Here is a 26348-nt window from a genome sequence, read left to right as displayed (position 1 = left end):
CTCTAAGCAGTTCTATGCAATTACTTTGCCACACAGGATGAGAAATTATGTACATTAAGTGTTCTTAAATGCTTATCATAAATGGATTGGAATATATATACAAAAGAACTGTGAAGGTTATTCACAGTTCTTTTTTGCCTAATCATCCGAAGATAAAATACCAATAAATCTAAGGATAAAAAGGAACAGGTTAACAAAATCAAGATATAAATTGAGTGCAGCCAATGGGATTTCATCTTCAGGTACTCCGTACTGTTTCATACGGTTCACATCATATAATACGTATCCGCTGAATACGAGTATACCTATAAATGAATAGACAAGCATGGCAGTAGAAGATAAAGGTGAAAAAATATTGAAAATCCCAATAACCAGGATGGCGAGCAATGCGGCTAACAGAAATCCGCTTAAAAATGTTAAATCCCGCTTTGTTGTCGCGGCGTAGAGAGAGAGTCCGCCAAATACAACTACTGTAGCAGCCAAGCTCATGATAATGGGCTGCGGTCCTATTGTTACTAAATAGTTTGCGATTACAGGATATAAGGTGATGCCTGATATAAAAGTAAACGCATATAAGAAACTATATGAGAGAATTTTCCTTCTTCTCACAAAAAACGCCGCAATAAGCATACCGAATTCTATAATCATCAGTGGCAAGAACAAGGATGGAGGAACAAAATTACCTACAATAAAGCCAATTAAAGAAATAGCTAATGATAAAGCGAAAGTTCTGATAACGGCTGGAATGTGATATTTATTGGTTTCCGTATATGAATTCATTTATTTACCTCTCCTTTTATTTATCATATATGTATCTACGATTAACTATATCAAAGGCGTCAAGGAATATCCTGATTTTTACATAGAAATAGTAGAGACAAATACAAATGGATTTTATATAATAAAAATAAGAACATTTGTTCTTTTTGGTAGGTGTTGTATATAGCTGTGAATATTTGGGAGTGTTAGGTTCAGGGCTCTAGTGTATACCATTTTATGCTATTCTATGATTATGAGGATGAGGAAAGGGGGAGACTTTGTGAACTTTACATTTATCCATGCTGCTGATATCCATTTAGATAGTCCATTAAAAGGTTTATCAAGATATGAAGGAGCACCAGTCGAAAAGTTGCGCAGTGCTACCAGAGATGCATTTAAAAATATGATTGATTTTGCTATTAAAGAAAAAGTGCATTTCATCATTATTGCAGGTGATTTATATGATGGGGATTGGAAGGATTACAATACAGGTCTCTTTTTTGCAAACGAAATGGCAAGGCTAAAAATGCATCAAATCCCTGTTTATATGATTAAAGGGAATCATGATGCAGCAAGTATCATTACTAAAGAAATAAAACTTCCTGATAATGTTTATATTTTTGATGATAAAAAATGCAAAAGTATGTTTATAGATGAACTTGGAGTGGCCCTACATGGTCAAGGATTTTCAACACGTGCTGTAACAGATAATCTTGCTAAAAGCTATCCGCAAAAGGAAGATGGATATTTCAATATTGGGATTTTGCATACATCGGCAGTAGGCCGGGAAGGACATGAGAATTATGCCCCCTGTTCCATAGAGGACATGAAGGGGAAAGAATATGACTATTGGGCTCTTGGGCATATTCATAAACGGGAGTTTTTATGTGAGAAAAACCCAGTCATTCTCTTTCCAGGCAATATTCAAAGCCGGCACAGCAAAGAGACAGGTCCAAAAGGATGTTCCTTGATTAAAGTTAGCGATGGTCAGATACAGGAATTAAATCATATATCACTGGATGTATTACGCTGGGAGATCATTGAGATAGATGCGACCCCCCTTGGTGATTACGATCAATTTCTCCAGAAAATCGAAGAGCAGCTGGAAAATTACCTAGATACTGCAGATGGTAGAATGCTCGCAGCCAGAGTAGTCGTCAGTGGCAATACTTCTTTATATCAGGAGCTTATGAAAAATAAAGAAAAAGTATTAAATGACATTAGATCTGCAGCTTTTGCCGTTGGACATGGGCAAATATGGATAGAGAAAATAAAGAATAAAACGGCTCCACCGTTAGAGTCCAATCATTTCTCTGATGAAAATAACCCAGTGACCTCCATTTTTAACTGGCTTGAGAAAAGTGATATGGATGAATTGCTCGAAGATGTAAGAAAAGAGTTTTCTGCGATTACTAACGTATTACCGACCGATTTAAAAAGAGGAGAGAATATGGTTATTCCTGATTCAGTTGCCATGCTGGAAGAAAAACTGGAGGAAGTTAAACAACTGGTGAGCCTTGAGTTACAAATGGAAGGAGGTAAATAAGGCATGCGTTTTGAAGAGTTAAATCTGACTGCGTTTGGTCATTTTACTGATTACCCGGTTAACTTTCAGCCAAATCAATCTTTACACGTAGTGTATGGAAATAATGAAGCTGGAAAGAGTACTATGCTGCGTTCTATTACTCAACTCTTGTATGGCATTCCGCATAATTCTAAGGATTCATTTTTACATCCCAATTCCAATTTACGTATAAAGGCCCGCCTATCCAATTCATCGGGTAATACTCTGTCCTTCATACGAAGGAAAGGAAAGTCAAAGACCATTCTTAATGAGGCGGGAGAAGCATTACCAGATAATGTTTTATTACCGTATATAAATGTGCTGTCAGAGGAAACATTCCGAAATATGTTTGCACTCAATCATGAAACTTTGCGAGAAGGCGGAGAAGCTTTGCTTGAGTCAAATGGAAGCGTCGGAGAGAGCTTATTTGCTGCAGCTTCAGGGATAAATACAGTAAAGAAAATTATGCAGGAATTTGATTCGGCAAGTAAAGAATTATATAAATCAGGTGGTTCAAAACCAAAAATAAACGAATTATTAAAGAAAGAAAAAGAGTTAACTCGCCGACTTAATGATTCGCAAATGCTCGCCAGACAATGGATGCAGCTGGAGGATGATTATCTTCATGGTAAGAAACAGCTGGATGAATTAAGAGAGCATTACCTCCAGGTAGACGCAACTCTAAAAAAATTATCGAAGTTAAACCAAGCTGCTCCTATTCTTATTGAAAGAGACAGATTAATAGAGCAACAAAAGAGCTTCACTGAAATTCCGGATTTACCCAACGATTTTAATTTACAAAGAGAAAATGTATTAAATGAATTAAAACATGCTGATGAAAATGCCAAAATATCCAATACAGAAATAATGGCGCTTGAAGAGAAGTTAGCCAAACTGGATATCGATGAAAAACTTTTAACATGTGAGTCTAGGATTCAATCTCTTTTCAGCCAAGTTGGTGCATACGAGAAAGAGAATAAAGACTTACATGTAAATGAGGCAAAGGCTGAGCAGGCACTCAATCGGATGAACGATATTCTCCTTAAGCTGGGCTATAGTAGGGTAGATAGTGTCAATATTGAGGATTTTAGAATTGCCATTTCTCGCAAAGAAAAAATCCGTATGCTTTATAAGCAATATGGGATTTTACATGAAACGATAAAAGAAATAAATAAACGACATGAAAGTCTAAAGGAAACTGTTGCTTTAAAGCGTGCGGAATGGGAAGGTTTTGGAGAAGTAAAGAATATTGCCAAGCTTAAACTTGTGCTTGACCATGCCCAGATAGAAGGAAATATTGAAAAAACCATAGATGTTTTATCAGAGGAAATGAAGGATCTTAAAGACAAATCAATGGAAGAGCTAAACTATTTACCACTATGGGATGGTTCGGTAGAGGAGTTTGATTCCTTTTACATTTCCATTTTAGAAGAAACTATTAATCAGTACATCGGGCAACTTGAAAGATTTAATGAAGATAAAACAAATTTAGAGCGCAGTATTAAGGTTGAAAAAACGATTATTTTGGAAGCGGAGAAATCGATTGCTGAATTAGAAGCCTTGTCTGTTATTCCTACAGAAGATGATTTAGAGAGAACCCGTCAGATTCGCGACCATGGTTGGAGCTTAATTAAGAATAAACTTAAAGGTGAAGACATTGATCGTGAAGCAATTAAGGAATACTGCAGTCAGCAAGAGGTAGAAGAAAAATTTGAGCATGATTTAAAAACAACGGATGAACTTTCAGATACTATGTGGAAAGAATCTGCAAAGGTGGGCATGAAGAATAAGTCGTTGCAGGATATAAAGAGATCTGAAACCAAAATTGCAGCTGCAGAGACACAGCTGCAGTTCCTTAAAGATGAGATGAATCTGTTTTTTCAACAGTGGAATGAGCTATGGCAGCCGTTCGGTATTGAGCCATTATCGCCAACTGAAATGAAAGAATGGGTAAGAAAATACACGGTTATTAAGCAGAATCAAGGCGAATATAAAAAGAAACAGAAACTTTGGGATGAGCTGACAGAAAAACGATTGGCTATCAAAAGCCGTTTATACCTTGCCCTGTCAGAAGTAATCGATGATCTAGATACTCAAGTGTCAGAATGGACACTCACAGACTTAATAAGAGAAGCAAATAGAGTAGTCCATTTAGCAACAGAGCGTTTCAATGAGAAGAATTCATTGGAAAAAGAGTGGAAGAGCAAGGCTGCTGATCTTAAACAAATCGAGCAGGAGCTGGCGAGCAAGCAAAGTGAATTAGTCAATTGGAGAGAAGCATGGGAGGATGCTACTAAACCCTTGCAAGTTGAAAGTCAGGCTCCGATTGATTACACAATGGAAAGGCTTGATAAGTACAATGAATTGACTACTACGTATGATGAATGGGCAGATATCAATAGCAAAGCAAAAGCTGGCATGTTATTTGTACAGGATTATGTAGATCATATCAGAATTGTAGCTAACACGTTACAGTTACCTGAACCAATAAATATCCAATCCTTTATCTATGATTTAACGAATCAGTTGCAGGAGCAGAAAAAGTGTAAGCAAAATCAACTCGAATGGCAAGGACAATTGGATAAACGGAAAAAAGAATATCGGTTAGCGAAGGATAAGAAAGAGATGGCGCTTAATCGTCTTGATGAATTGTTACAGACAGCAAGTGTAAAGACCATCGAGGAAATGCAAATTATTGAAGATAAATATCGACAAAAGCAAAAGCTGTCTGCAGAACTGATCAATCTGGAGAAGGTGTTACTTGAGATTGGCAATGGCTTATCGATTCAAGAAATGAAGGATGAAATAGACAAGCTTGATTTAGATTTTATGGAAAGTGAAATGGCAGAATTAAAGGCAGAGCTTGCAGATTTGGAAGAGAAAAGAACGGAACAGAACCAAATCTTTGGTGTATGCAGAAAAGAATATGAAGAAAAGATTAAGGGAAATTCATATGCAGCTGTTCAGGCCGCAGAAGAAAGAGAAAGTATCCTGGCTGAGCTCGCAGAATTGACCGATCAATATGTCCAAAAAAAATTAGCTACATTTGTATTACAGAAGGGAATAGAATATTTCCGTTCCGAAAATCAAAATCCGATTTTAACAAAAGCATCAAAACTGTTTGCAAAATTAACACTGAACTCCTTTGAAGGATTGACTGTTGATTATAATGAAAAGGATGAAGAAGTACTACTGGGTTTAAGAAATAACGAGAAAATTGGAATAGACGCGATGAGTGATGGAACAAAAGATCAATTGTATTTATCCTTAAGAGTTGCAAGCATAGAAAAATATTGTGAGGAAAATGAACCTATTCCATTTATTGTCGATGATATTCTTGTTCACTTTGATAATGAACGTTCAAAAATTACGTTATCTATCTTAAAAGAATTATCGAAAAAAACTCAAGTTATCTTTTTCACTCATCATTATCATTTATTGGATTTGTTGGAGGAAACATTGTCGCATGAGGAGTATCAATTGATTCACATTCATAAAGAGGCCGTCATGAGCTGAAATTAAAAGAAGACCAATTCAAACTTTATGAATTGGTCTTCTTTTTCTTGGTTCACTTTATTATTTTGTATTTTCTTTCTCAGTGATTTCAGAGATTTTATTCATGTTGTCCTGTAATTGAAGCTTTGTGCTTGATTTACTTAAGAACTGATATAACATTCCTACAAATATTGCTCCACCGACAATATTACCCAAAGTAACAGGAATCAAATTGTAGATGGCATTTCCGATTGTAATGGTATCAGGATGTGGTGATACTAATGCAATTGAGAATAATGATAAGTTTGCAATGCTATGTTCAAAGCCTGATGAGAAGAATAAAAATACAACTGCAATCATCATTGCCATTTTAGCTCCGTCACCTTTTACTTGGCTAGGCAAGTAACAAGCTAAACAAACAAGCCAGTTACAAAGGATTCCTTTAAAGAATAAAGCTGAAACAGATCCATGCATTTTATAAGAAACAATTTCGTGCATTAAATGCTCGTTTGGAATGTGGCTGAATATGCCTGTAAGGTAAAATAAAATGGCAAAGAAGATTGCCCCAACAGCATTGCCAAGATAACAAGCGCCCCAGTTTCGGCCTAAATCTCTGAGAGTTACCTCATTACGCATATAAGCGACAGTGAAATAAGCGGTATTACCGGTAAATAGCTCTGCCCCACCGTAAATAATGAGTATTAATGCGATACCAAAGAAAAGTGCCGGGAATAGGTATGCAAAAGGTGAGTCGGCTACCCTGAAATATTCTCCTGTTCTAAAGCAGGTAATGATTACAAACCCTACAAATATTCCTGCCATCATCGCTCTTAAGAAATAATGAAGAGGAAAATGGTCTAACAGCCTTTTCTTTTTCTTTGCAAGGGCAACTAAATACTGTAATCCTTGTTCTTCCATGATGTTAAATTCCTCCTATGCTGAAAAAACGTCTACTAAATAAACTACTATGACTTCTATAATTAATCAATAAGCTTGTGAAATTATTCACTTTTCTGATAGCCTCTTTTATTCAAATAAGGTAAACTTGCGTAAATCTTGTGATTATCTTCCACCGAATACGGGTAAGGTAAGTATAAGGATGGTGATTATCTTGAAAAGTAAAATCTTAAAAAGAGTTATTGCAGCAGCTGCACCTTTCGTGATCAGCTATATTACAAAAAAATTAACCAATAAGAAAAAAGTAGCTTAAAGGACGGGCAATAATGCTCGTTTTTTTTATGTTATCTTACCTTGCCCCAAAGAATTGCGAAATACTTAAACGGACACTAATTGACTGTAATTCACTACATATGAGAAAATATGACTGTTTGATTAAAACTTATGATTCGCCTATTCACATATTATTTTTTTACATGGTATATTTGATAAGATGGATTTTGATTTTAATAAGAATTGTTAAAGTGGTTATTTTCTTTTTATAACATCAAAGTATCATTGGAGATGTAGATCCAAGATGAATAGATTTATGAAGTTTTACTATATATAAAAGGATGGCTTACATGACAAATTTAAAAGAACAGATAGAATCAAGAAGAACCTTTGCAATTATTTCTCACCCTGACGCAGGTAAAACGACGTTAACAGAAAAGTTGCTCTTATTTGGTGGCGCAATCCGTGACGCTGGAACTGTAAAAGGACGTAAAACCGGTAAATATGCGACAAGCGACTGGATGGAAATTGAGAAGCAGCGTGGAATTTCCGTAACCTCTAGTGTTATGCAGTTTGACTATAATGGGACCCGTGTTAATATCCTCGACACACCTGGACACCAAGATTTCAGTGAAGATACGTACCGTACATTAATGGCTGTTGATAGCGCAGTTATGATTATTGATGCTGCCAAAGGGATTGAAGCACAAACATTGAAATTATTTAAGGTTTGTCGCATGAGAGGAATTCCTATTTTCACATTTATTAATAAAATGGATCGCCAAGGTAAATTGCCGCTTGAGCTATTGGCTGAGTTGGAGGAAGTGCTTGGAATAGAATCCTATCCAATGAACTGGCCAATCGGGATGGGTAAAGACTTCTTCGGTATTTATGACCGTTATTATAACCGAATTGAAATGTTTAAGGCTGAAGATGAAGAGAGATACTTAAAATTGAATGAAGAAGGCGAAGTAGAAGATGAAAATCACTCTATTGTTGAGTCTCCTTTATATGAGCAAACATTGGAAGAAGTGTTATTGTTAAATGAAGCAGGAAATGAATTTTCGCGTGAAAAAGTCAGAAATGGTGAATTAATTCCTGTATTCTTTGGAAGTGCCCTTACTAATTTTGGCGTTCAGACATTTTTGGATACGTATTTAGAGTTTGCGCCAAAGCCTCAGCCAAGACCATCATCCGTGGGGCCGGTTGAACCCGTTCAGGATACTTTTTCAGGATTTATATTTAAAATCCAAGCAAATATGAATCCGATGCACCGTGACCGAATTGCCTTTTTGCGCATTTGCTCAGGTAAGTTTGAACGTGGGATGACTGTTCAATTAAGCCGAACAGGCAAGCCTATGAAACTTAATAATTCAACACAATTTCTTGCAGAGGAAAGAAACAATATTGCTGAAGCAGTAGCAGGAGATATTATCGGATTATATGATACAGGAACCTATCAGATTGGTGATACGCTAACTTCAGGAAAAGAAGCATTTTCTTTCGAACGTCTGCCACAATTTACACCTGAAATGTTTGTACGTGTCAGCGCTAAAAATGTATTAAAACAAAAGCATTTTCACAAGGGAATTAATCAGCTTGTACAGGAAGGTGCCATTCAATTATTTAAAACAGTTGGGATTGAATCCTATATTCTTGGAGCAGTCGGACAGTTACAGTTTGAGGTATTTGAGCACCGTATGAAAAATGAGTATAATACAGAAGTTATCATGGAAAGAATGGGTGACAAGATTGCCCGTTGGACAACGAATGAAAAAATCGATGAAAAGCTTTCAAGTTCAAGAAGTCTTTTGGTACGCGATCGCTATGATCAATATGCTTTCTTATTCGAAAATGACTTTGCACTGCGTTGGTTCCAGGAAAAAAATCCTTCTATAGAACTATATAATCCAATGGATCAGCACGAACGTTAACTAAATTTAAGCAGGATTTAGCCTATATAGGGTTAAATCCTGCTTTTTTCTGTTATATAACAATTAACCGTTGACATATTTTTCTAAATATTCTTACAATAGTGGAAAGAAGATTAGGAGAGTGAAACAATGAAACATGTCTATTTTTTTACCGGGTTTCCAGGTTTTATTTCAAATCAACTAATAAGAGAGCTAAAAAAACAGGATCAGTTATTTAATAAAGTGATTGCTATTGTACTGCCGTCTGTGTGGCATAAGGCTGTCAGTGAAAGATTAAAAATTATAAACGAGTTCAATTTAGATGAAAATCAGTTTATCCTTATTGAAGGAGACATCACCAAACCCGGTTTAAACATCAGTAAAAAAGAAAGCGGTTTCAAAAAGGGAGAAATTACCCATTTTTTTCACTTAGCTGCGATTTATGATTTAGCTGTTCCAAAAAATATAGCCTATTTGGTGAATGTCGATGGAACACACAATGTAAATGATTATGTATTGACCCTTCCTAACCTATTGAGGTATACCTATTTTAGTACAGCTTATGTAGCTGGAAGACGTGAAGGAAAGCTGTATGAGCATGAATTAATTAAACCAGATAAATTTAAAAATTCTTATGAAGAAACCAAATATGAAGCAGAAGTCCTTGTTCGAAAGATTATGGATCATGTTCCTGTTACAGTCATTCGGCCGGGTATCGTAAAAGGAAATACCCTAACTGGAGAAACCATTAAATTTGACGGCCCATATTTTATATTAAATTTCCTCGACAGAATCAGATACCTTCCAATTATCCCTAATATAACTAAGTCAACCTGTGTGATCAATTTGGTTCCTGTTGACTATATAGTAAAAGCAACAGCTTATTTAACTTTAAGCCCTAAAGGTGCTGGAAAAACATATCATTTAACGGATCCTAATCCATATACGGTTACAGATATTTATAAGTTGTTTTTGAAAGGGTATAATGGAAAACGACCAATTGGGTATTTGCCGTTCGGGCTGACGAAAATGGCTTTATCAATCAAGCCAATAAGAAAGTTTCTGGGTGTGGAAGTTGAATCACTTGATTATTTCACCTGGAAAGGAGAATTTGATTGTGTACAGGCACAGGCTGATTTAGCTGAAGGGGGCATTTTATGTCCTGATTTTAAGGAAGGTGTAGTGCCAATGGTTGAATATTATAGAGCCAATAAGAACAATCGGGCGTTTCATATAGAGATTACATAATTAGAGGAGGAACAAAGTTGGAAGCCTTAAAAGAAATGGTAAATGTATATGCTCCTGCAACGGGAGAACTGATTATGCAGTATGAGGAGATGCCGGCTAGTCAAGCTGGTGAAATAATGAATAAATCCAAAGGGGCTTTTCTTTCGTGGTCACAATTAGATATAGACGAACGTTTACGCTATCTAAAGCAGTTGCGGCATACGATTGTGAATAGACTTGATGAAATTGCTGAGCTCATTTCAAAGGATACAGGGAAAGTCAAAACAGATGCATTAGTGGCTGATATCATGCCTGCCCTCGATGCTATTAGTCATATTGAAAAACATGCGAAAAAAACATTTAAGGCACAAAAGGTTCGTACACCTTTTTTGTTAATGGGTCATAAATCGAGTATTCATTATATGCCAAGAGGCTCTGTGCTTGTTATCTCACCATGGAATTATCCATTCCTTTTGGCTATGGTTCCTGTTGTATCCGCGCTTGCAGGCGGTAATACGGTTATTTTGAAACCATCAGAAGTTACTCCGGCAGTGGGTAAGTTAATTGAAACATTGTTTAAAGAAGCTGGATTTCCTGATCATGTTTTTCAAGTAGCCCATGGCGGTAAGGAACTTGGTGCCAGTCTTACGAAGCAAAAGCCTGATTATATCTTTTTTACAGGGTCTGTAGGTACGGGACGTATTATTCAGGAAATAGCAGCACGAGATCTTATCCCAACCACTCTTGAGCTCGGTGGAAAGGATCCAATGATTGTGTTTAGTGATGCTGATTATAAGCGTGCAGCAAAGGGGGCTGTTTGGGGAGCATTTACAAATAGCGGTCAAGTTTGTATGAGTGTAGAGAGATTGATTATCCAAAGAGAGGCGCTTGAGCCATTCTTACAGGAGTTACTTCCAATTGTTAATCAATTAAAGCAAGGAAATGGAAAAGAATCAGATATCGGTTCTATGACCTCAATACAGCAAATATCTATTGTAAGAGAGCATATTGAAGATGCCCTATTAAAAGGCGCCACTCTCCTGACTGGTGATCCGCCTTCTGAATGGAATGAAAATTCCATGTTTATTAAGCCGATTGTTTTAACAAATGTTTCAGAGGATATGCTTGTGATGCAGGAGGAAACATTTGGTCCGGTTCTGCCTATACTGACTGTTGAAACAGAAGAAGAAGCTATACGAGCCGCTAATCATTCCAAATACGGATTAAATGCAAGTGTTTGGACAACAAATAAGGAAAAAGGACGGCTGACAGCTAAGAAGCTTTTGTCAGGTGCTGTGTTAATTAATGATGTTTTAATAACAGTTGCCAATAATAATCTTCCATTTGGCGGAGTTAAAGAAAGCGGAATAGGCAGGTATCATGGGGATCAGGGTCTTCGTATATTTTGTCATGAAAAAGCAGTAATGGAAGATATGGGCCTCAAAAAATCGGAGATTCAGTGGTATCCTTATGAAGGGAAATATGAACATTTCCATGCACTGTTAACAGCCTACTTTGGCAAAAGGAAATCGATGATGAAGGTAATCAAGGAATATCTGAAATTAATAAAACTATCAAAATAAATACTATCTATGAGTTAATACTTGCGCTTGTATCCAGAAGCCAATATAATAGGTATACAAACTTCATACAAACCTTTCAAAGGGGAGTAGCGTTAGGGAAACCTAAAACAAAGTCGTCAGTACGTGGTTTTTACCATCGGCTTTGTTGGCATTTTTACAATGTCTAGCAAGACCTTTGTCAAAAAAGAATTACTTTTTTGACATGGGTCTTTTTTGTTGGTTTGGAAAATAAAAGGAGGTTTACTTATGGATTGGGCAATAATTTTAGAGTACGCCTGGGTATTATTGGTGTTAATTGGACTTGAAGGAATTCTTGCAGCCGATAACGCAGTCGTAATGGCTGTAATGGTTAAACATCTTCCGAAGGAACAACAGAAAAAAGCTTTGTTTTATGGACTAATTGGTGCGTTCGTCTTTAGGATCGGTTCCCTGTTCCTGATTTCATTACTTGTAGATTTATGGCAAATACAAGCAATTGGAGCTGTATATTTGCTCTACATTATGATTAATTATTTAGTGAAACACTATTTCTTGAAATCTGAAGATGAAGCGGTCAAGGAAAAAAAGAAATCCGGTTTCTGGATGACTGTTCTAAAGGTCGAGGTAGCAGACTTGGCATTTGCAGTAGATTCCATGCTTGCAGCTGTTGCTTTAGCTGTAACTCTACCGGCGGTAGGGTCGTTTAATATCGGCGGTATCAATGGTGGGCAATTTATTGTTATGTTCCTTGGAGGATTTATTGGATTAGTTATTATGAGGTTTGCTGCAACACAATTTGTTGTACTATTGAACAAGCGACCATCTCTGGAAACAGCTGCTTTTCTAATTGTCGGCTGGGTGGGGGTTAAGCTGGCTGTCATGACATTGGCACATCCAGGTGTTGGAATTCTTGACCATCATTTCCCAGAGTCTACAACTTGGAAAATCATATTCTGGGGTGTCTTAGTATCGATTGTGGTTATTGGATACCTCGTATCAGGTAAAGATTTGAAAGCTAAAAATCAAATTGACCAGGAAATGTAAAATTACAAAGATATAAATTAATAGATTAAGTGAAGACCCGGGATGCATGATTATGTGCGTTCCGGTTTTTTTATTTTTGCAACCACTTGGATAAAATTTGGTTATAACCCCTATATACGGAAATTTGTGTACGTATGATATAGCATAATAAATAAACCGACCAAGCATTATTTATAACAAATGAAGAGTGAAAACATCCCACAAAGACCATACATTGCAACATATGGTATAATTTGTGCAGGGATGAGGTGAACATAATGCTTGGTATGCTTTTTCCGATTCTGAGAAAAAAGCAGGATTTAACAGAAACCGTACTCTTAATACAAGAAGGGGATCTGGAATTAAGAAATAATTTGCTTAAAAAATACAAACCCTTTATTAAAAAATCTGTTTCATCTGTATGCCGGCGTTATATCCGAGAAACAGATGATGAATTTAGTATTGGTCTAATTGCTTTTAACGATGCAATAGATAAGTTTTCACCTGATAAAGGAAATGGCTTATTGCCATTTGCAGATACGGTAATCCGAAGAAGAGTTATAGATTATATAAGGTCACAATCAAAAAAAATGAATGAACTGTCTTTTGAAATCCAACATGTTTCAGAAGATGAATACATACAAAGTCCATTAGATATAGAAAAATCAATTGAAAACCATCAGAGACAATTAAACTCCGAAAATTTAAAGGATGAGATTATTCGATATACTGAATTATTAAAAATCTTTCATATAACCTTTGACCAATTAGTCAAACATACACCAAAGCATGTGGATGCAAGGAATAATGCCATAAAAATCGCTAAAACAATAGCAGATGAGCCTTTGATGCTTCAATATGTCATAGACAAGAAAAAACTGCCTATCAAAATGATGGAAGAAAAAGTTGAGGTTTCAAGAAAGACAATTGAACGCAACCGCATTTATATAATAGCTATGGTTTTGATTTTAACGGGAGATTATTTGTTCTTAAAGGATTACTTGAAGGGGGTTCTTTCAAATTGAAGTGTGGAATCATTATGCAAATATCATCAACGGAAATTACTGTATTGACCCCTGAAGGCGATTTCATTAAATTGAATAAAGAACGCAAAGACTATCAAATCGGTGAAGAAGTCAGGATTGATGTTACAAACTCAAAACCAATATTCAGCAAGAAGAATGGATGGAAATTAAAAATACTGGTTCCAGCATTAGCAGCAGCTGTTTTTTTAATAGTTTGTTTCTTTCCTGCGTTTTTAACTAATTCAAAGGTATCAGCTTATGTCAGTATGGATGTTAAATCAAGTATCGAACTTGGTATAACAGACGAACTAAAAGTGGTTGAAGTAAAGGGAATTAACGAAGAAGGGAAAGAAATTATAGCAAGACTTAAGGAATGGAAGGGCAGAGATATGGACGATGTTATCAGTGAAATGGTTACTTTAAATCGCAGTGCCGGGCATCTTAAAACCAATTCCAATATCTTGTTCTCCACCGTAATGATTGAAAAGGATAATCGAAATTTTGAATATTCCTTACAGAAAAAATTAACTGATACTCAGGATATCCCGCAAATTGATAATTCCGTGAACATTGAAATGAAAAAGGCCTCTGTTAAAGATAGACAGGAAGCAACAGATATAGGGATTTCTACGGGTACATACCTAGAGCAAACCAATAAGAAAACCAAGAATCAGCCTTCAACTGGAGTAAAGAAAAATGATAAAATTAAAGTAACAGAAGAAAAAAGCAATCATAAAAGCTCAAGTGTGGAAAAAGTTGAAATAAAACAGCAAACCAGTAACAGTAGTGACCGAACCCAAATTCCGAATAAGTCTGCAGTCATTCAGGAAAATAAGCAAGGATCTGTTGAAGTGCCTAAAAAGGCGGGCACCGTTACAAAAGATGCTAAAGCTATACATACTACAGAAGAGAAGGCTGTAAAACAACAACATAAGGATAACAATTCAAAGCAGAGGCCACCCTCTAAAGACCAGCCTATAAACAAAGAGGTAAGAAAGGATACCATCCAGAAAGAAAGGAAAACCAATCAAAATAAAAGAGATACTGACCGAAACAAACAACAAGTAGATAAGCGAAATAAACCAAATAAGCAACCTTATAAAAGTCGGAAACAAGATCAGGTGGACAAGCGAGATGTCCGGAAACAAGATCAGGTGGACAAGCGTGATGTCCGGAAACCGCAGCATCAAAGAGGGAAGCAAGATGAACGTAATCAGAATCAGAAAAGAAAAGGAATGTATCAATAAATTCAGTCATTTACATAACTAATCAGAAAATGTCCGGTAAAATACCGGACATTTTCTTTGCCATATAAGGTTATTTAGTTTTTCCACTCATTTGCGCTTGTGCATGTTTAACGAGCTGTTTGGTTATTTCTCCTCCTACTGATCCGTTCGCTCGTGAGACCGTATCTGACCCTAACGTAACGCCGAATTCAGCGGCTATTTCATATTTATATTGATCAAGCATTTGCTGTACACCTGGTACCAATAATTTATTACTGCTGGACATTTCATTCACCTCACTACATATACTGTGGATTTTTGATTCCTCCACACCATTAATATGGATGAAAAACATGATCTAATGCAGTTTAAAGTATGGAGGAATAGGCATGGTTTCCCTTTTGATAAAGTATGAAATATTGCATGAAATAGATTCCTGAACAAATACTAACCGCATAAAGGAGTGTGTAAAATGAAACGTAAGGCAGAAATGAATGCGGTTAATAAACTGAGTAAAACCCCTAAAAAAAATCTACAGGAAACTGAGTTTTCTGCGGAATTTACACATGGTGAGAACCCAATGAAGGGCGCTAACCGTAATTCTAAGCGTGGTAAACAGGGAGAATAAAAAAATAGAGACTCGACGTTAGTCGAGCTCTATTTCTTATGAAAATACTGCTGAAGGTACATAAAACAGCTTGGACCCACCATGCTTTGGGTGGAAGTATGCAATCAACAAGGTCGGAGCCGTTATTATTTCGCCAGTTTCTAAATAATGATTCATATCAATAGATAGTTCATCTATCAGAACATGCTTGTACAGTTCTTTTTCGTTTAAATTCAGTGCCTTAAATTTCTCACCAACCAGATGAGGATTAGCCAAAACGGCCTGATAGATTGGAGATTTCTCATTTTTTGTCATGGAATATTCCCACCATGGTTTACGTGGTTTAAAGGTAAGTTGTGATAAATAATCCACTTTTAGTAAGGCAATCAGTGTTTTAAGGCTATCGGGATTCGTTACACCGATAAATTCGACGAGGCGCTTAAATAGATCCTCAGGCTGATGTCCAATGCGTGACCATTTTTTTTCTTCCCAATAACTTCCGAATTCTTGGAAGAAATCAAAAGGGGAGCTATAAACAGTGCCTACTATATACTCCATTCCAAGATCCATTCGGTGATCATTCCAATACTTTTCCAGTACATCCTCAACCTGCTTAATTTTAATAATATCGGAAAACGGCATTACATTATTGCTGACAATTTCGTATGGGGCTTGATCCATATATTGATAATCCCATTGTTTAGCCTGAGTTCTCAAGCCTGTGCCGCGAAGCATTTTTAAGAAGCCCAATTGAAGTTCCTCTGGCCGCATTTCAAACACATCATCAAATGTTTTTCGGAAGGAGCTATAATTTTCTTCGGGAAGTCCTGCAATAAGATCAAGATGCTGATCCACTTTCCCGCCATCCTTAATCATGGTGACTGTACGCTTTAATTTATCGAAGTTCTGTTTTCTTTTGACTAGTTCATTAGTATAATCATTGGTTGATTGGACTCCTATCTCGAAGCGAAATAGGCCGGGAGGAGCTTCTTTGTTTAAGTATTCAATTACTTCAGGCTTCATAATATCTGCTGTAATCTCAAATTGAAAAACGCAACCTGGTTCATGCTCTTTAATTAAAAATTCAAATATGTCGAGAGCATAGCTACGACTGATATTAAAAGTACGGTCCATAAATTTAATTGTTTTTGCTCCATTTTTCATCAAGAAACGGATATCTTCTTTAATATCTTCTCTATTAAAGAAACGTACGCCGGTTTCGATGGATGAGAGACAGAATTGACAGTTAAAAGGACAACCGCGGCTTGTTTCAATATACGTGATTCTCTTCGACAAGTTAGGGATATCTTCTTCAAATCTAAATGGTGATGGAATAGACTTTAAATCTACCTTTGGAGCGGCAGGTGTCAGGATAGGTTTTTCACCTTCAAGATACGCAATTCCCTGAACAGTGTGAAAGTCTTTATTGCCATCTATTTCAGCTATAAGATTTTTAAATGTGGCTTCTCCTTCACCTATTACGATGAAATCAGCGCCTGGGATATCTTTGAGCCAGAAAAATGGATCGTATGTTACCTCTGGACCTCCAAGAACAATATAGATGTCCGGATTGATTTTTTTGAGTATGGTAATAACTTTTTTAATTTCTTCCATATTCCATATATAACAGCTAAAGCCGATTACATCTGGCTTTTGGTTATACAAATCTGTAACGATGTTCATAACCGGATCTTTAATGGTGTATTCAATAATTTCTACATTGTACTCGGGTGCTGCATACGCTTTTAAATAACGAAGGGCTAAATTGGTATGAATATATTTGGCATTTAAAGTAGTTCCAATAATTCTCATGTATTTGTCATACTTCCTTTCACCGTTTGCTAACAATTCATATTATCATATTTGAGTATGGGTTTACAGTATTGGCGACATTTTACATAGGTTCTAAGATGGTACGGTTTAATTTTCAGTAGTTAAAAATGAGAGATGACCAAGGGAATAATGAAGTGTATGTATAGCGGTACAAAAAAGTCCTTCGGAATATTCATTATTCCGAAGGACTGCGATTCATGGATTTAGATAAATCATATTTTTGTTTATAAAAATGTAATAAGCCTTTTAATTTATAGAACATCATTTTAGTATGACGGGTGTTAAACTCAATCATTGGCTGTGTAATTGACTTGACTAATGTACTCGACAGGATGATTGTAATAATCAATGAAATTGCTGCTAATAGTATATAGTGTTCTGCAGTAGTGAAATATTCATTTAAACTTGTAAATCTAAAGGTCCGGACAAAAAAGCCATGCAATAAATATACATAAAGGGTTTGAGTGCCCCATCTAGTAAAGAAATAGCTACCTCTAGGTACAAGGGCCATAAAGCTGACGATCATAAGAGAATTAACGATGAAAAATCCAAGGCGCTTAAACATAGAAAGGAACGATACTGTCTCAATTTCCGAATAAGGCTTTGAACCGAGCAGCCACTGGGAGTCTATTTCCGGGAAAAATGAAAACCATATAAAAATTACACCAAAGGATGCCAAAGCGTAAAATTTACTTTTCACTGTTGTTATTTTTTGAAAATGTTCCTTCTGACTGTGATAACCAATCAGGAAAAATGGAAAGAAGACAAATGTTCGGGATAAACTCAGATAAGTAGAGATTGTATCAATATATCCCACAAGTAAAGCAAGCGGTATTGCTAATCCAATCCCTACTAAAGGTTTGAATTTTGTAAAGACGAAAAGCATTAAATTCCAAAAGAATAGACTTAACAGAAACCATAAGGACCAATTGGGTTCCAATGCTTCGAACTTAAGTGTTGATTTATCAAATAGGTAATAATAATAAATCGTATAGATAACCTGAAAAAGTAAATAGGGAAGAATCAGTTTAGTACTTAGCTTTTTTATATAGCCTTTTTTGTTAAAGCCTTTTGCAAAAAAGCCTGATAACAGTATAAAAGCAGGCATATGGAAGGTATAGATTGTAGTGTATAAAGCATAAATCGTTTCATTTTGATCAATATATGTTCGTAAAATATGACCAAAGACAACAAAAAACATTAATATGACTTTTGCGTTGTCAAAATAACTTTCCCTCTGTCTCATAGCTGCCTCCTATTATTTCTGGAAAAATTCTTTCTATTATTCCCCTTTATAATGGTAATCAAACAATTGAGAGATGAATTGGTAAAACCATCCATTTGAACCATTATTAACAATGTGATAATCGTGTATTTCCGTACTATAATCTATGTATCTGTACTATAAGAATATAGATATCTGTTATATATAGTTTAAATGCAGAATAGCTATTGGTTTCAATATATAAATAATTCCAATTAAAAAACTGTATTCATCAGTATTTAAATAATATTTAAAGATAAACTAAACAAACTTTTTCGTTATGAAATAGGGAGGGAAAATAATGACAATTCTTCCGAAAAAGAATGAGCAAGGTTTTTATGAAATTCGCCTAGAGTCAATCGGAGGACTAGGGGCAAATCTAGCCGGAAAAATGCTGGCTGAATCAGGTGTTCTGGGGCATGGTTTAAATGGATCCAATTTTTCCTCCTATGGTTCGGAAAAAAAGGGATCTCCTGTAAAGAGCTTTGTTCGTTTCTGCGATGCCGAAACTGAAATACGTGATCATAGTCCAATTGAAGAGCCTCATGTTATTGGTGTTTTTCATGAAGCACTTTATAAAATGGTTGATGTGGTGAGTGGTTTACGTCCGGATGGTATCGTTCTTGTTAATTCAACTCGTCAGTTCGATGAAATAAAAAATGACTTAAATCTTCAGTATGGAACGCTTGCAATCGTCGATGCACTTGGTATTGCAGTAGAAGAAAAAACAAAAGTGAACACAGCTATGCTTGGAGCTTTGTTCCGTATATGTGATTTCCTCAATCCCGAGTCCATGAAAGACGTAATTAGAAAAACATTCGAAAAGAAATATCCACATTTAGTTGAGCCAAATATCCGTACGTTTGAACGTGGCTATCATGAAGTGACGTTTAAACATTTTGAGGTACCTCAAGATGCAGAGGGCAAAAGTTTTAAAAGAGCATTACCTTTATTGGGATACGAAACCCAAGTTATTGGCGGCACGATCATTGCTCAGGGTAACAGTATACTTAAAGACTTGTCCGGTTCCAGACAGGGTTTTTTACCTGAATGGGATGCTGAAAAATGTATACATTGTGCTGCCTGTGATACAGCTTGTCCGGATTTTTGTTTTGTCTGGGAAGAGGGAGAAGATAAGCGTGGACGCAAGCAAATGTTTTTAACAGGGATTGATTATCAATACTGTAAAGGCTGCTTGAAATGTATTGAAGCGTGTCCGACTAGCGCCCTTCGGGAAATGCGGGAAATCTTAGGTTTTGCTGAGGAAAATACAGTGAAACAACGTAATCCTTATGTAGCAGGAGGGATGAAATAATGGCGATATCAGAAGTAGAACTAACTGAATTGGTAAAGGATACAATGGCTGAACAAGTGACTACCTTTGAATCAGGTAATGAAATGGCCGCAATGGCTGCAGCACAAATCAATTATCACTTAATGGGGTATTTTCCAATTACCCCATCAACTGAAATAGCTCAGTATTTAGATATTATGAAATCCAGAGGAGAACATGATATTCAATTAATTGCGGCTGATGGAGAACATGGTTCGGCAGGTATTTGTTATGGTGCTGCCGTGACAGGAGCCAGGGTTTTTAATGCCACAAGCGCAAATGGACTTATGTATATGCTAGAGCAGCTACCTGTTCAATCAGGTACAAGATTTCCAATGGTTATGAATCTTGTTACTAGATCAATCAGTGGTCCGCTCGACATTCGGGGCGACCATTCTGATTTATATTTTGCCTTAAATACAGGTTGGATCATTTTGACAGCCAGAACACCTCAAGCTGTTTACGATATGAATATAATGGCGTTGAAAATCTCGGAGCATTCCGATGTACGTTTACCTGTTATAGTCGCTTATGATGGATTCTTTACATCCCATCAAAAGAGAAAAGTAAACTACTTTAAAGATAGAGAGATTGTGCAAAAATTTATTGGTGAAATGCCAACTCATTTTCCGCACGTAGATATTCACAACCCGGTAACGATTGGTGCACATATGAATGGGGATGATTTGATCAATAATCACTATCAGCAGTCTGAAGCGATGTATAAAGCCGGAGAGGTTTTTACTCAGGTAGCTTGTGAATATGCTGAACTGTCAGGTCGCCAATATGGAGTATTGGATCTATATAAGATGGAGGACGCGGAAGTTGCCTTATTCCTGTTAAATTCAGCTGCCGAGACAGCTAAAGATACGGTCGATGATTTAAGAAAACAAGGAATTAAAGCTGGCGTGATCAGTCCTAACATAATTCGTCCGTTCCCGGCAGAAGAAATCAGAAAGGCTCTGAAGAATGTTAAAGTACTGTTGGTTGGCGAGAGAGCAGATTCCTATGGTGCCAATGGTCCCAACCTTACACATGAAGTGAAATCTGCCTTACAGGAAGATCAGGATAATCATACTGCTGTGTTAAGCCGTGTGTTTGGTTTAGGAGGAAAGGATTTTTATCCGGAGGATGCAAGGGCATTTTTTGATATGGCATTGCAAACATTAAATAATGGCCAAATTGAAAAAGTATTTGATTATTACGGTGTCAATCCGGGATTGCCTGAAGCCCAACCACAGCCACTTTTAAAGCCGAATAACGAAGATTTATATAAGACAGGGCTTATTCAGGTAACTCCTGATGAGGAGAGTGGAAAATTAAAGGTACGTATACCTCCTTTACGCTCATTAATGAGCAAACCAAAACGTTTGGCTTCCGGTCATGGAGCATGTCCAGGATGCGGAATTTTTCCAGCATTGGAGCTGTTCTTTAAAGGAATCGAGGGGGATGTTGTTGTTCTGTTCCAAACAGGCTGTGCCTATGTGGTAACAACGGCATATCCATATAGCTCTCACAAACAAACGATGATTCACAACTTATTCCAAAACGGGCCGGCAACTTTATCAGGTACACTTGAAGCATTTTTGGAGAAAAAACGCCGTGGTGAAATCTCTATCAGTGATGATGCGACCTTCGTTATGATCACCGGTGATGGTGGCATGGATATAGGGATGGGTTCAGCTATTGGAACTGCACTGCGCAATCACAAACTCATTATGCTTGAGTATGATAATGAGGGATATATGAATACAGGCTCGCAAATGTCCTACTCTACTCCGCTTGGTCATATGACAAGTACAACAGGTGTAGGAAGAGCACAAAAAGGAAAAGCTTTTCATCATAAGGATACAGCTCAAATCATGGCTGCCACTGGAATACCATATGTATTTACAGGATCGGAAGCTTTCCCGCAGGATTTAATTAAGAAAGCGGTGAAGGCACAATGGTATGCGCAGAATGTAGGTACCGTTTATGGCAAAATATTAATCACCTGTCCTTTGAATTGGAAGGCAGAGGAACGTTATGGTGCTAAGATTATGGAAGCGGCAGTAAACTCATGTTTCTTCCCTCTATACGAAGTTGAGAATGGTGAAACTACCATTACTTATAATCCGGAAACGAGGAAAAAACGTATTCAACTATCTGAATGGTTAACATATATGGGGAAAACAAAGCATCTGCTGCAGGAAGAAAATGCAGGTATGCTTGAGGAATTTGAACAAGAAGTGGATAGAAGATGGAACCGATTGCTGGCTAAGCATGAAAATCCATCCCTTTAATAGTATTTTAAAAGCCTGAAGAGATTCTATAAGATATCTCTTCAGGTTTTTTTATATTTTAATCTATACCATAAGGAGGTATTTAGTCTGATTCTGATTGTTTAAAAAGGTTTTTCCATAATTTTGTAGAATAAGTATCTTATTATGTCACAGGTATTAGGAGGATCCCCTTGGCTGATATGGATTTGAATGATAAGGAAGTAAAGATTATAGAAAAAAATACGGCCTTGAAAACTGATTACGAGACATGGGAGCATTTTTTAAACTCATTTACAAAAGCAATTATTGTTACTGATTTGGAAATGGAAATCATATCTCAGAATGAACAGGCAATCAAGTTATACCATCAGTTAGGGCGAGAGGGTAAACCAGGAAATCTTCGGGACTTTTATATCTCTGTTTCAAAAGAGGTGGTTGATGATCAACTCAGAAACGTGAAACAGCATGGTTTTTCAAATTATATATATTCAGTAAGGAATTCTGATGACACCTGCTCAGTTGAGCTTGAACTTAATGGACTTTTGGATTCATATTCAAAAAAAATTATCTATGTGTTAATCCCATTAAAAACAGAGAGTACAAGGGATCATGTAAAAAAGGATAATTTATATGTAGATATTATTAATGATTTAAAGTGCTATATTGTTATCCATACTAAAGAAGGAATCATCGTGGATGGTAATAAAGCCTTTTGTGGGTTGGTCAAAATTGAGAGATCGAAAATTCTAGGCAAAAGTATTTATCAATTTATTACTGCCGCCGATAAAGATAAATTTGATACTGTTATCAAGCATCTATCATCCGGAAATTCCCGTTTTAATTTATTTCAGCTTTGTCTTGATTCAAAAGAGATTACATATCAATATACTACACAATTTAATTTTTACAGTGGTTTGTACTATACAATTATTTACGATTGTTTTGAAGAATCAGAGCAAAATCACTATTTAATAGAAGGAATTCAAAATGTCTTTTGTCAATCCGTGGATGGAATAATCATGCTGGACTCTAAAGGAATCATCGTACAGGCTAATGAGCAAGCCTGCATATTGTTTGAGAAAACGCAGGTGGAATTAATTAATACGAATATAGAGAAAATTACGGGCGAAAAGATAAATACGCTTTTTATCTTGGAAGAACAAGAGAGTTATGAGCTTATTTTCAGTTCATCGAGTGGGAAAAAGAAGATTATAGAATTAACAAAAAGTCAGATTAGCAGTAGTCCTTATACTCTTTTAATTTGTAAAGATATTAGTGAAAAGTGGGTGATGGAGCAGGAACTTCTTATCTCGGAAAATAAATTCAAGAAAATTTTTGACGGTACCTTTGATGGAATTATGATTTGGGGAGCAGACGGGGAAATATATGATATTAATGAACCTGGTGCTGCAATTATAGGGGCTTCTATTGATCATATCCAAAACAAAAACTTCCATGAAATATTCGAACTGACTGAACATCAGATGAAACATTTACAAAGGCATATTTCCTTGATCAATAAAAATAAGCATCATCATTTTGTGTGTGAGCTTACTTGCAGGGATGGGCAAAATAAACAGCTGGATTTTTCCTCCAGACTGGATGTTATACCGGGTAAGAATCTAACCATTTTTAGAGATGTAACAGATAAGATTCGAATGGAGGAACAATTAAAAAAATCAGATACGTTGAATGTTGTGGGTGAGCTGGCAGCTGGTATTGCTCATGAAATCAGGAATCCTATGACAGCTTTGAAAGGTTTTATTCAATTACTGGAAGGCAGCTTGAATGGCGAATTTTCAACCTATTTCCAGGTTATTTCTTCAGAATTACAAAGAATCGAGACAATCATTACAGATTTTTTAATTCTTGCAAAACCACAGGCAGTTTCCTATCAAATTAAACAGGTAAATAACACAATCGAAAATACGTTGGATCTGCTAAGTGCGCAGGCATCTATGCATAATATTCAATTCCACACACATTTTTCTAAAATACCACCCATCCATTGTGAGAGTAACCAACTTAAACAAGTTTTTATAAATTTAATCAAAAACGCTATAGAGGCTATGCCTACAGGAGGGTTTATTGATATCACAACAGAATTATTTTTTGATAGCCATGTATTAATATCGATACAGGATTATGGAACCGGAATCCCTGAGACTGTTCTTGATAAATTGGGAGAACCATTCTATACAACAAAAGAAAAAGGGACGGGTCTAGGTTTGATGGTTACCTACAAAATCATTGAAGAGCACGCCGGTTGGATTGAAGTTGCCAGTGAAGAAGAGAAAGGAACCCTGTTTCAAATCTATCTGCCTATTAATCATGAGTTCACTTGAGAGAAAAAATTAGAATAGGATGGTAAAATGGAAACTCTTCTGATTTATAAGGGTTTCTTATTTTTGTTTGCTGGAAGTGTTAGACAGATTCTTTAATAAGGAGATGAAATAATTATTATTTTTTGTCTTTTTTTGCGATTGTATTTACATTGTTTTAAAATTCTGACATAATACCACTTAATGTTATTTTTTTAGTGAATAAGAAGGAGGAGCTTTTCTTGCAGAATCAAAAAGATTGGCTGGAAACTGCCATAAGAAATAAAAGAGAACAAATGATTAGCCATGCCAAGAACAATGGCCTTCTGGATGAAGGTACATTAAATCTGAGTCGGCAGCTTGACCAGTTAATTCTTGAACATATTAGGATGAAATACTCAATAACTAATTATTAAATAAACAAGGAATGCGTAAAGGTGAAAACTAGGATTTTATGACATAAAACGTATTTACCATTTACTATTTACATATGGTTTGTGGATAAAAGCAAAGTAACAATTTAATACTAGGATAGGTATAATCAGTTCTGAAAAAGATATCTCTACCTGGTCGGCAAGTACATTTTAGCCCAGGTCGATTTATATACTCCTTTAGTATACGCGATTTTAGGCCATATTTATGAATGCATGAATAACCCCTTTTCTAAATGATCACAGTGGAAGGAATAGGTATACCATACACTTCCGTCACCTATCCTCAGGCGAGACCTTCTCCATATTCTATAAATCCTATTTTTTCAGGTTAAGTGCGCAGTACTTTTTCTGGGAACTGAAAAGCTCATACTTAAAAAATCCATCAATACAGCACGATTTGGATGACTGAATCTCATCCTACGAATAGATGAAATGATTGTTTGCATCCAGAGGATATTCCTTATATGATGTCTATTTATATAGAGCAATACCTATTAGAAGACATTAGAAGATTCATTTTGTACAGGTTATACATCATCAATAAAGGATTAGTGCTCAAAATATTAGGATGTTCTGCAAAAGAATTGTAAAGTGAAAAATAAATAAAGGTTAAATACTAGGTTATTACTACTATCAGGATGATTATAAAGTTTTACTTTTTAATAGGAAAGAAGTATAATTACGCGGATGATAATAGTGAATTTTATCCGTTAATTGTGGGTGATTAAATATGGAAGAACAAAATCAATCTTTAAAAGTATTTATAGTTCTGTCGAGGGCTTTTCGAGCTATCAGTGACTATACCAACAAATATATCCAAGCCTCAGGTGTAAATCCAACCGAATTTGCTGTCCTTGAGCTACTCTACCATAAAGGTGATCAACCATTGCAGCATATAGGGGATAAAATCCTGCTTGCCAGTGGAAGTATCACGTATGTAGTAGATAAGCTGGAAAAAAAGCAATTATTAAAAAGGATTGCATGTCCCAATGATCGAAGAGTAACATATGCGCAAATTACGGAAAAGGGAAAGAAGTTCCTGGAAGGGATATTCCCGGAGCATCAGGAACGAATTGAGCATTTAATGGATGGGTTAACAGTCGAAGAGAAGGAAACGGTGATTGAGCTTCTGAAAAGAATTGGTAAATCCGTACCGTTAACTAAATAATCCATTAATACCTATATATTAATGAATAAAATGAAATAGAAGAATAAGATGGACTGGCTGTCGTTAACCGGCAGTTATTTTTTTTGTCTAAAAGCTGAGGAGGAAATAAGATGTCACTCGTTCATTAATGAAACAAGGTGGTAAGAAGCAACCGGTATTCACC

19 protein-coding genes and 1 riboswitch are annotated in these 26348 nt (G+C 36.1%); of the genes, 14 read left to right on the top strand and 5 right to left on the bottom strand.

All coding sequences use genetic code 11. From position 1 onward, the window contains the following. Nucleotides 1-138 precede the first annotated feature (138 nt). Nucleotides 139-780 carry a Bax inhibitor-1/YccA family protein gene (locus tag A8L44_RS02415; RefSeq protein WP_066100995.1) on the bottom strand — a complete coding sequence of 214 codons (642 nt, stop codon included), beginning with the start codon at nt 778-780 and terminating at the stop codon, nt 139-141. Between the two features lie 259 nt (nt 781-1039). Between A8L44_RS02415 and A8L44_RS02410 the strand changes: the two genes are divergently transcribed. Continuing rightward, the gene (locus A8L44_RS02410; RefSeq protein WP_066100993.1) at nt 1040-2305 is read left to right on the top strand and encodes a metallophosphoesterase family protein; all 1266 of its coding nucleotides are present in this window, start codon (nt 1040-1042) and stop codon (nt 2303-2305) included. 3 nt (nt 2306-2308) lie between these two features. After that, a complete protein-coding gene (locus A8L44_RS02405; RefSeq protein WP_066100990.1) occupies nt 2309-5839 on the top strand; it encodes a YhaN family protein in 3531 nt (1176 codons plus the stop codon). Nucleotides 5840-5899: 60 nt separating this feature from the next. Here the strand turns inward: A8L44_RS02405 and A8L44_RS02400 are convergent, their stop codons facing one another. Next, entirely contained in the window at nt 5900-6736 is an 837-nt protein-coding gene (locus A8L44_RS02400) for a formate/nitrite transporter family protein (protein WP_066100989.1), read from the bottom strand. A 602-nt stretch (nt 6737-7338) separates the two neighbouring features. Here A8L44_RS02400 and A8L44_RS02395 point away from each other — a divergent pair. The 6 genes from A8L44_RS02395 to A8L44_RS02370 all read left to right on the top strand — a co-directional run bounded on the left by A8L44_RS02395 (nt 7339) and on the right by A8L44_RS02370 (nt 14985). Next, nucleotides 7339-8922 (top strand): peptide chain release factor 3, encoded by a 1584-nt coding sequence (locus tag A8L44_RS02395; RefSeq protein ID WP_066100986.1) that lies wholly within the window; start codon nt 7339-7341, stop codon nt 8920-8922. Nucleotides 8923-9051: 129 nt separating this feature from the next. Continuing rightward, on the top strand, nt 9052-10149 hold the full coding sequence (locus A8L44_RS02390) for an SDR family oxidoreductase (protein WP_066100984.1): 1098 nt from the start codon (nt 9052-9054) through the stop codon (nt 10147-10149). 17 nt (nt 10150-10166) lie between these two features. Next, nucleotides 10167-11711 (top strand): aldehyde dehydrogenase family protein, encoded by a 1545-nt coding sequence (locus A8L44_RS02385; RefSeq protein ID WP_225983668.1) that lies wholly within the window; start codon nt 10167-10169, stop codon nt 11709-11711. Between the two features lie 69 nt (nt 11712-11780). After that, nucleotides 11781-11876, top strand: a riboswitch (yybP-ykoY riboswitch). 81 nt (nt 11877-11957) lie between these two features. Continuing rightward, nucleotides 11958-12734, top strand: a complete 777-nt coding sequence (locus A8L44_RS02380; protein WP_066100981.1) for a TerC family protein — start codon at nt 11958-11960, stop codon at nt 12732-12734. Nucleotides 12735-12982: 248 nt separating this feature from the next. Then, entirely contained in the window at nt 12983-13738 is a 756-nt protein-coding gene (gene sigI, locus A8L44_RS02375; protein ID WP_225983669.1) for an RNA polymerase sigma factor SigI, read from the top strand. Then, complete coding sequence (locus A8L44_RS02370; protein ID WP_066100975.1) at nt 13735-14985, top strand: anti-sigma factor domain-containing protein; 1251 nt, start codon at nt 13735-13737, stop codon at nt 14983-14985. Before sigI ends, A8L44_RS02370 begins: the two co-directional genes overlap by 4 nt. A gap of 70 nt (nt 14986-15055) precedes the next feature. Here the strand turns inward: A8L44_RS02370 and A8L44_RS02365 are convergent, their stop codons facing one another. Continuing rightward, nucleotides 15056-15250, bottom strand: coding sequence for an alpha/beta-type small acid-soluble spore protein (locus tag A8L44_RS02365; RefSeq protein WP_066100972.1), 195 nt, complete (start codon nt 15248-15250; stop codon nt 15056-15058). A 186-nt stretch (nt 15251-15436) separates the two neighbouring features. On the opposite strand from A8L44_RS02365, the gene A8L44_RS18835 reads away from it, so the two are divergent. After that, nucleotides 15437-15592, top strand: coding sequence for a hypothetical protein (locus A8L44_RS18835; RefSeq protein WP_175354219.1), 156 nt, complete (start codon nt 15437-15439; stop codon nt 15590-15592). Nucleotides 15593-15628: 36 nt separating this feature from the next. On the opposite strand, the gene A8L44_RS02360 is transcribed toward A8L44_RS18835, so the two are convergent. Both A8L44_RS02360 and A8L44_RS02355 read right to left on the bottom strand, forming a co-directional pair. Beyond that, nucleotides 15629-17383, bottom strand: coding sequence for a B12-binding domain-containing radical SAM protein (locus tag A8L44_RS02360; protein WP_066100969.1), 1755 nt, complete (start codon nt 17381-17383; stop codon nt 15629-15631). Nucleotides 17384-17579: 196 nt separating this feature from the next. After that, on the bottom strand, nt 17580-18650 hold the full coding sequence (locus tag A8L44_RS02355) for an acyltransferase family protein (protein ID WP_066100963.1): 1071 nt from the start codon (nt 18648-18650) through the stop codon (nt 17580-17582). A gap of 319 nt (nt 18651-18969) precedes the next feature. Here A8L44_RS02355 and A8L44_RS02350 point away from each other — a divergent pair, with 319 nt between their 5' ends. The 5 genes from A8L44_RS02350 (at nt 18970) to A8L44_RS02335 (ending at nt 26185) form a co-directional block, all read left to right on the top strand. Continuing rightward, entirely contained in the window at nt 18970-19983 is a 1014-nt protein-coding gene (locus tag A8L44_RS02350) for a 2-oxoacid:acceptor oxidoreductase family protein (protein WP_066100961.1), read from the top strand. Next, entirely contained in the window at nt 19983-22283 is a 2301-nt protein-coding gene (locus tag A8L44_RS02345; RefSeq protein ID WP_066100958.1) for a thiamine pyrophosphate-dependent enzyme, read from the top strand. The genes A8L44_RS02350 and A8L44_RS02345 overlap by 1 nt, the downstream gene beginning before the upstream one ends. Nucleotides 22284-22462: 179 nt before the next feature. Next, the gene (locus tag A8L44_RS02340) at nt 22463-24607 is read left to right on the top strand and encodes a PAS domain S-box protein (RefSeq protein ID WP_225983712.1); all 2145 of its coding nucleotides are present in this window, start codon (nt 22463-22465) and stop codon (nt 24605-24607) included. A 218-nt stretch (nt 24608-24825) separates the two neighbouring features. After that, the gene (locus A8L44_RS18395) at nt 24826-24999 is read left to right on the top strand and encodes an aspartyl-phosphate phosphatase Spo0E family protein (protein ID WP_077247946.1); all 174 of its coding nucleotides are present in this window, start codon (nt 24826-24828) and stop codon (nt 24997-24999) included. A gap of 748 nt (nt 25000-25747) precedes the next feature. Next, a complete protein-coding gene (locus tag A8L44_RS02335; RefSeq protein ID WP_066100952.1) occupies nt 25748-26185 on the top strand; it encodes a MarR family winged helix-turn-helix transcriptional regulator in 438 nt (145 codons plus the stop codon). Nucleotides 26186-26348: the final 163 nt, after the last annotated feature.

Source organism: Bacillus sp. FJAT-27986, from assembly GCF_001685035.1.
Taxonomy (GTDB): Bacteria; Bacillota; Bacilli; order Bacillales; family Pradoshiaceae; genus Pradoshia.
The sequence above is the reverse complement of the archived record's forward strand: the minus strand, read 5'-3'. Positions and strand labels throughout refer to the sequence as shown.

Bases quoted from the DNA above. Each gene is read 5' to 3' on its own strand.
- A8L44_RS18835 (WP_175354219.1), top strand. From the start codon at position 15,437: ATGAAACGTAAGGCAGAAATGAATGCGGTTAATAAACTGAGTAAAACC.
- A8L44_RS02345 (WP_066100958.1), top strand. From the start codon at position 19,983: ATGGCGATATCAGAAGTAGAACTAACTGAATTGGTAAAGGATACAATG.
- A8L44_RS02405 (WP_066100990.1), top strand. From the start codon at position 2,309: ATGCGTTTTGAAGAGTTAAATCTGACTGCGTTTGGTCATTTTACTGAT.
- A8L44_RS02400 (WP_066100989.1), bottom strand. From the start codon at position 6,736: ATGGAAGAACAAGGATTACAGTATTTAGTTGCCCTTGCAAAGAAAAAG.
- A8L44_RS02365 (WP_066100972.1), bottom strand. From the start codon at position 15,250: ATGTCCAGCAGTAATAAATTATTGGTACCAGGTGTACAGCAAATGCTT.
- A8L44_RS02380 (WP_066100981.1), top strand. From the start codon at position 11,958: ATGGATTGGGCAATAATTTTAGAGTACGCCTGGGTATTATTGGTGTTA.
- A8L44_RS02340 (WP_225983712.1), top strand. From the start codon at position 22,463: ATGGATTTGAATGATAAGGAAGTAAAGATTATAGAAAAAAATACGGCC.
- A8L44_RS02390 (WP_066100984.1), top strand. From the start codon at position 9,052: ATGAAACATGTCTATTTTTTTACCGGGTTTCCAGGTTTTATTTCAAAT.
- A8L44_RS02395 (WP_066100986.1), top strand. From the start codon at position 7,339: ATGACAAATTTAAAAGAACAGATAGAATCAAGAAGAACCTTTGCAATT.
- A8L44_RS02360 (WP_066100969.1), bottom strand. From the start codon at position 17,383: ATGAGAATTATTGGAACTACTTTAAATGCCAAATATATTCATACCAAT.
- A8L44_RS02355 (WP_066100963.1), bottom strand. From the start codon at position 18,650: ATGAGACAGAGGGAAAGTTATTTTGACAACGCAAAAGTCATATTAATG.
- A8L44_RS02350 (WP_066100961.1), top strand. From the start codon at position 18,970: ATGACAATTCTTCCGAAAAAGAATGAGCAAGGTTTTTATGAAATTCGC.
- A8L44_RS02415 (WP_066100995.1), bottom strand. From the start codon at position 780: ATGAATTCATATACGGAAACCAATAAATATCACATTCCAGCCGTTATC.
- A8L44_RS02335 (WP_066100952.1), top strand. From the start codon at position 25,748: ATGGAAGAACAAAATCAATCTTTAAAAGTATTTATAGTTCTGTCGAGG.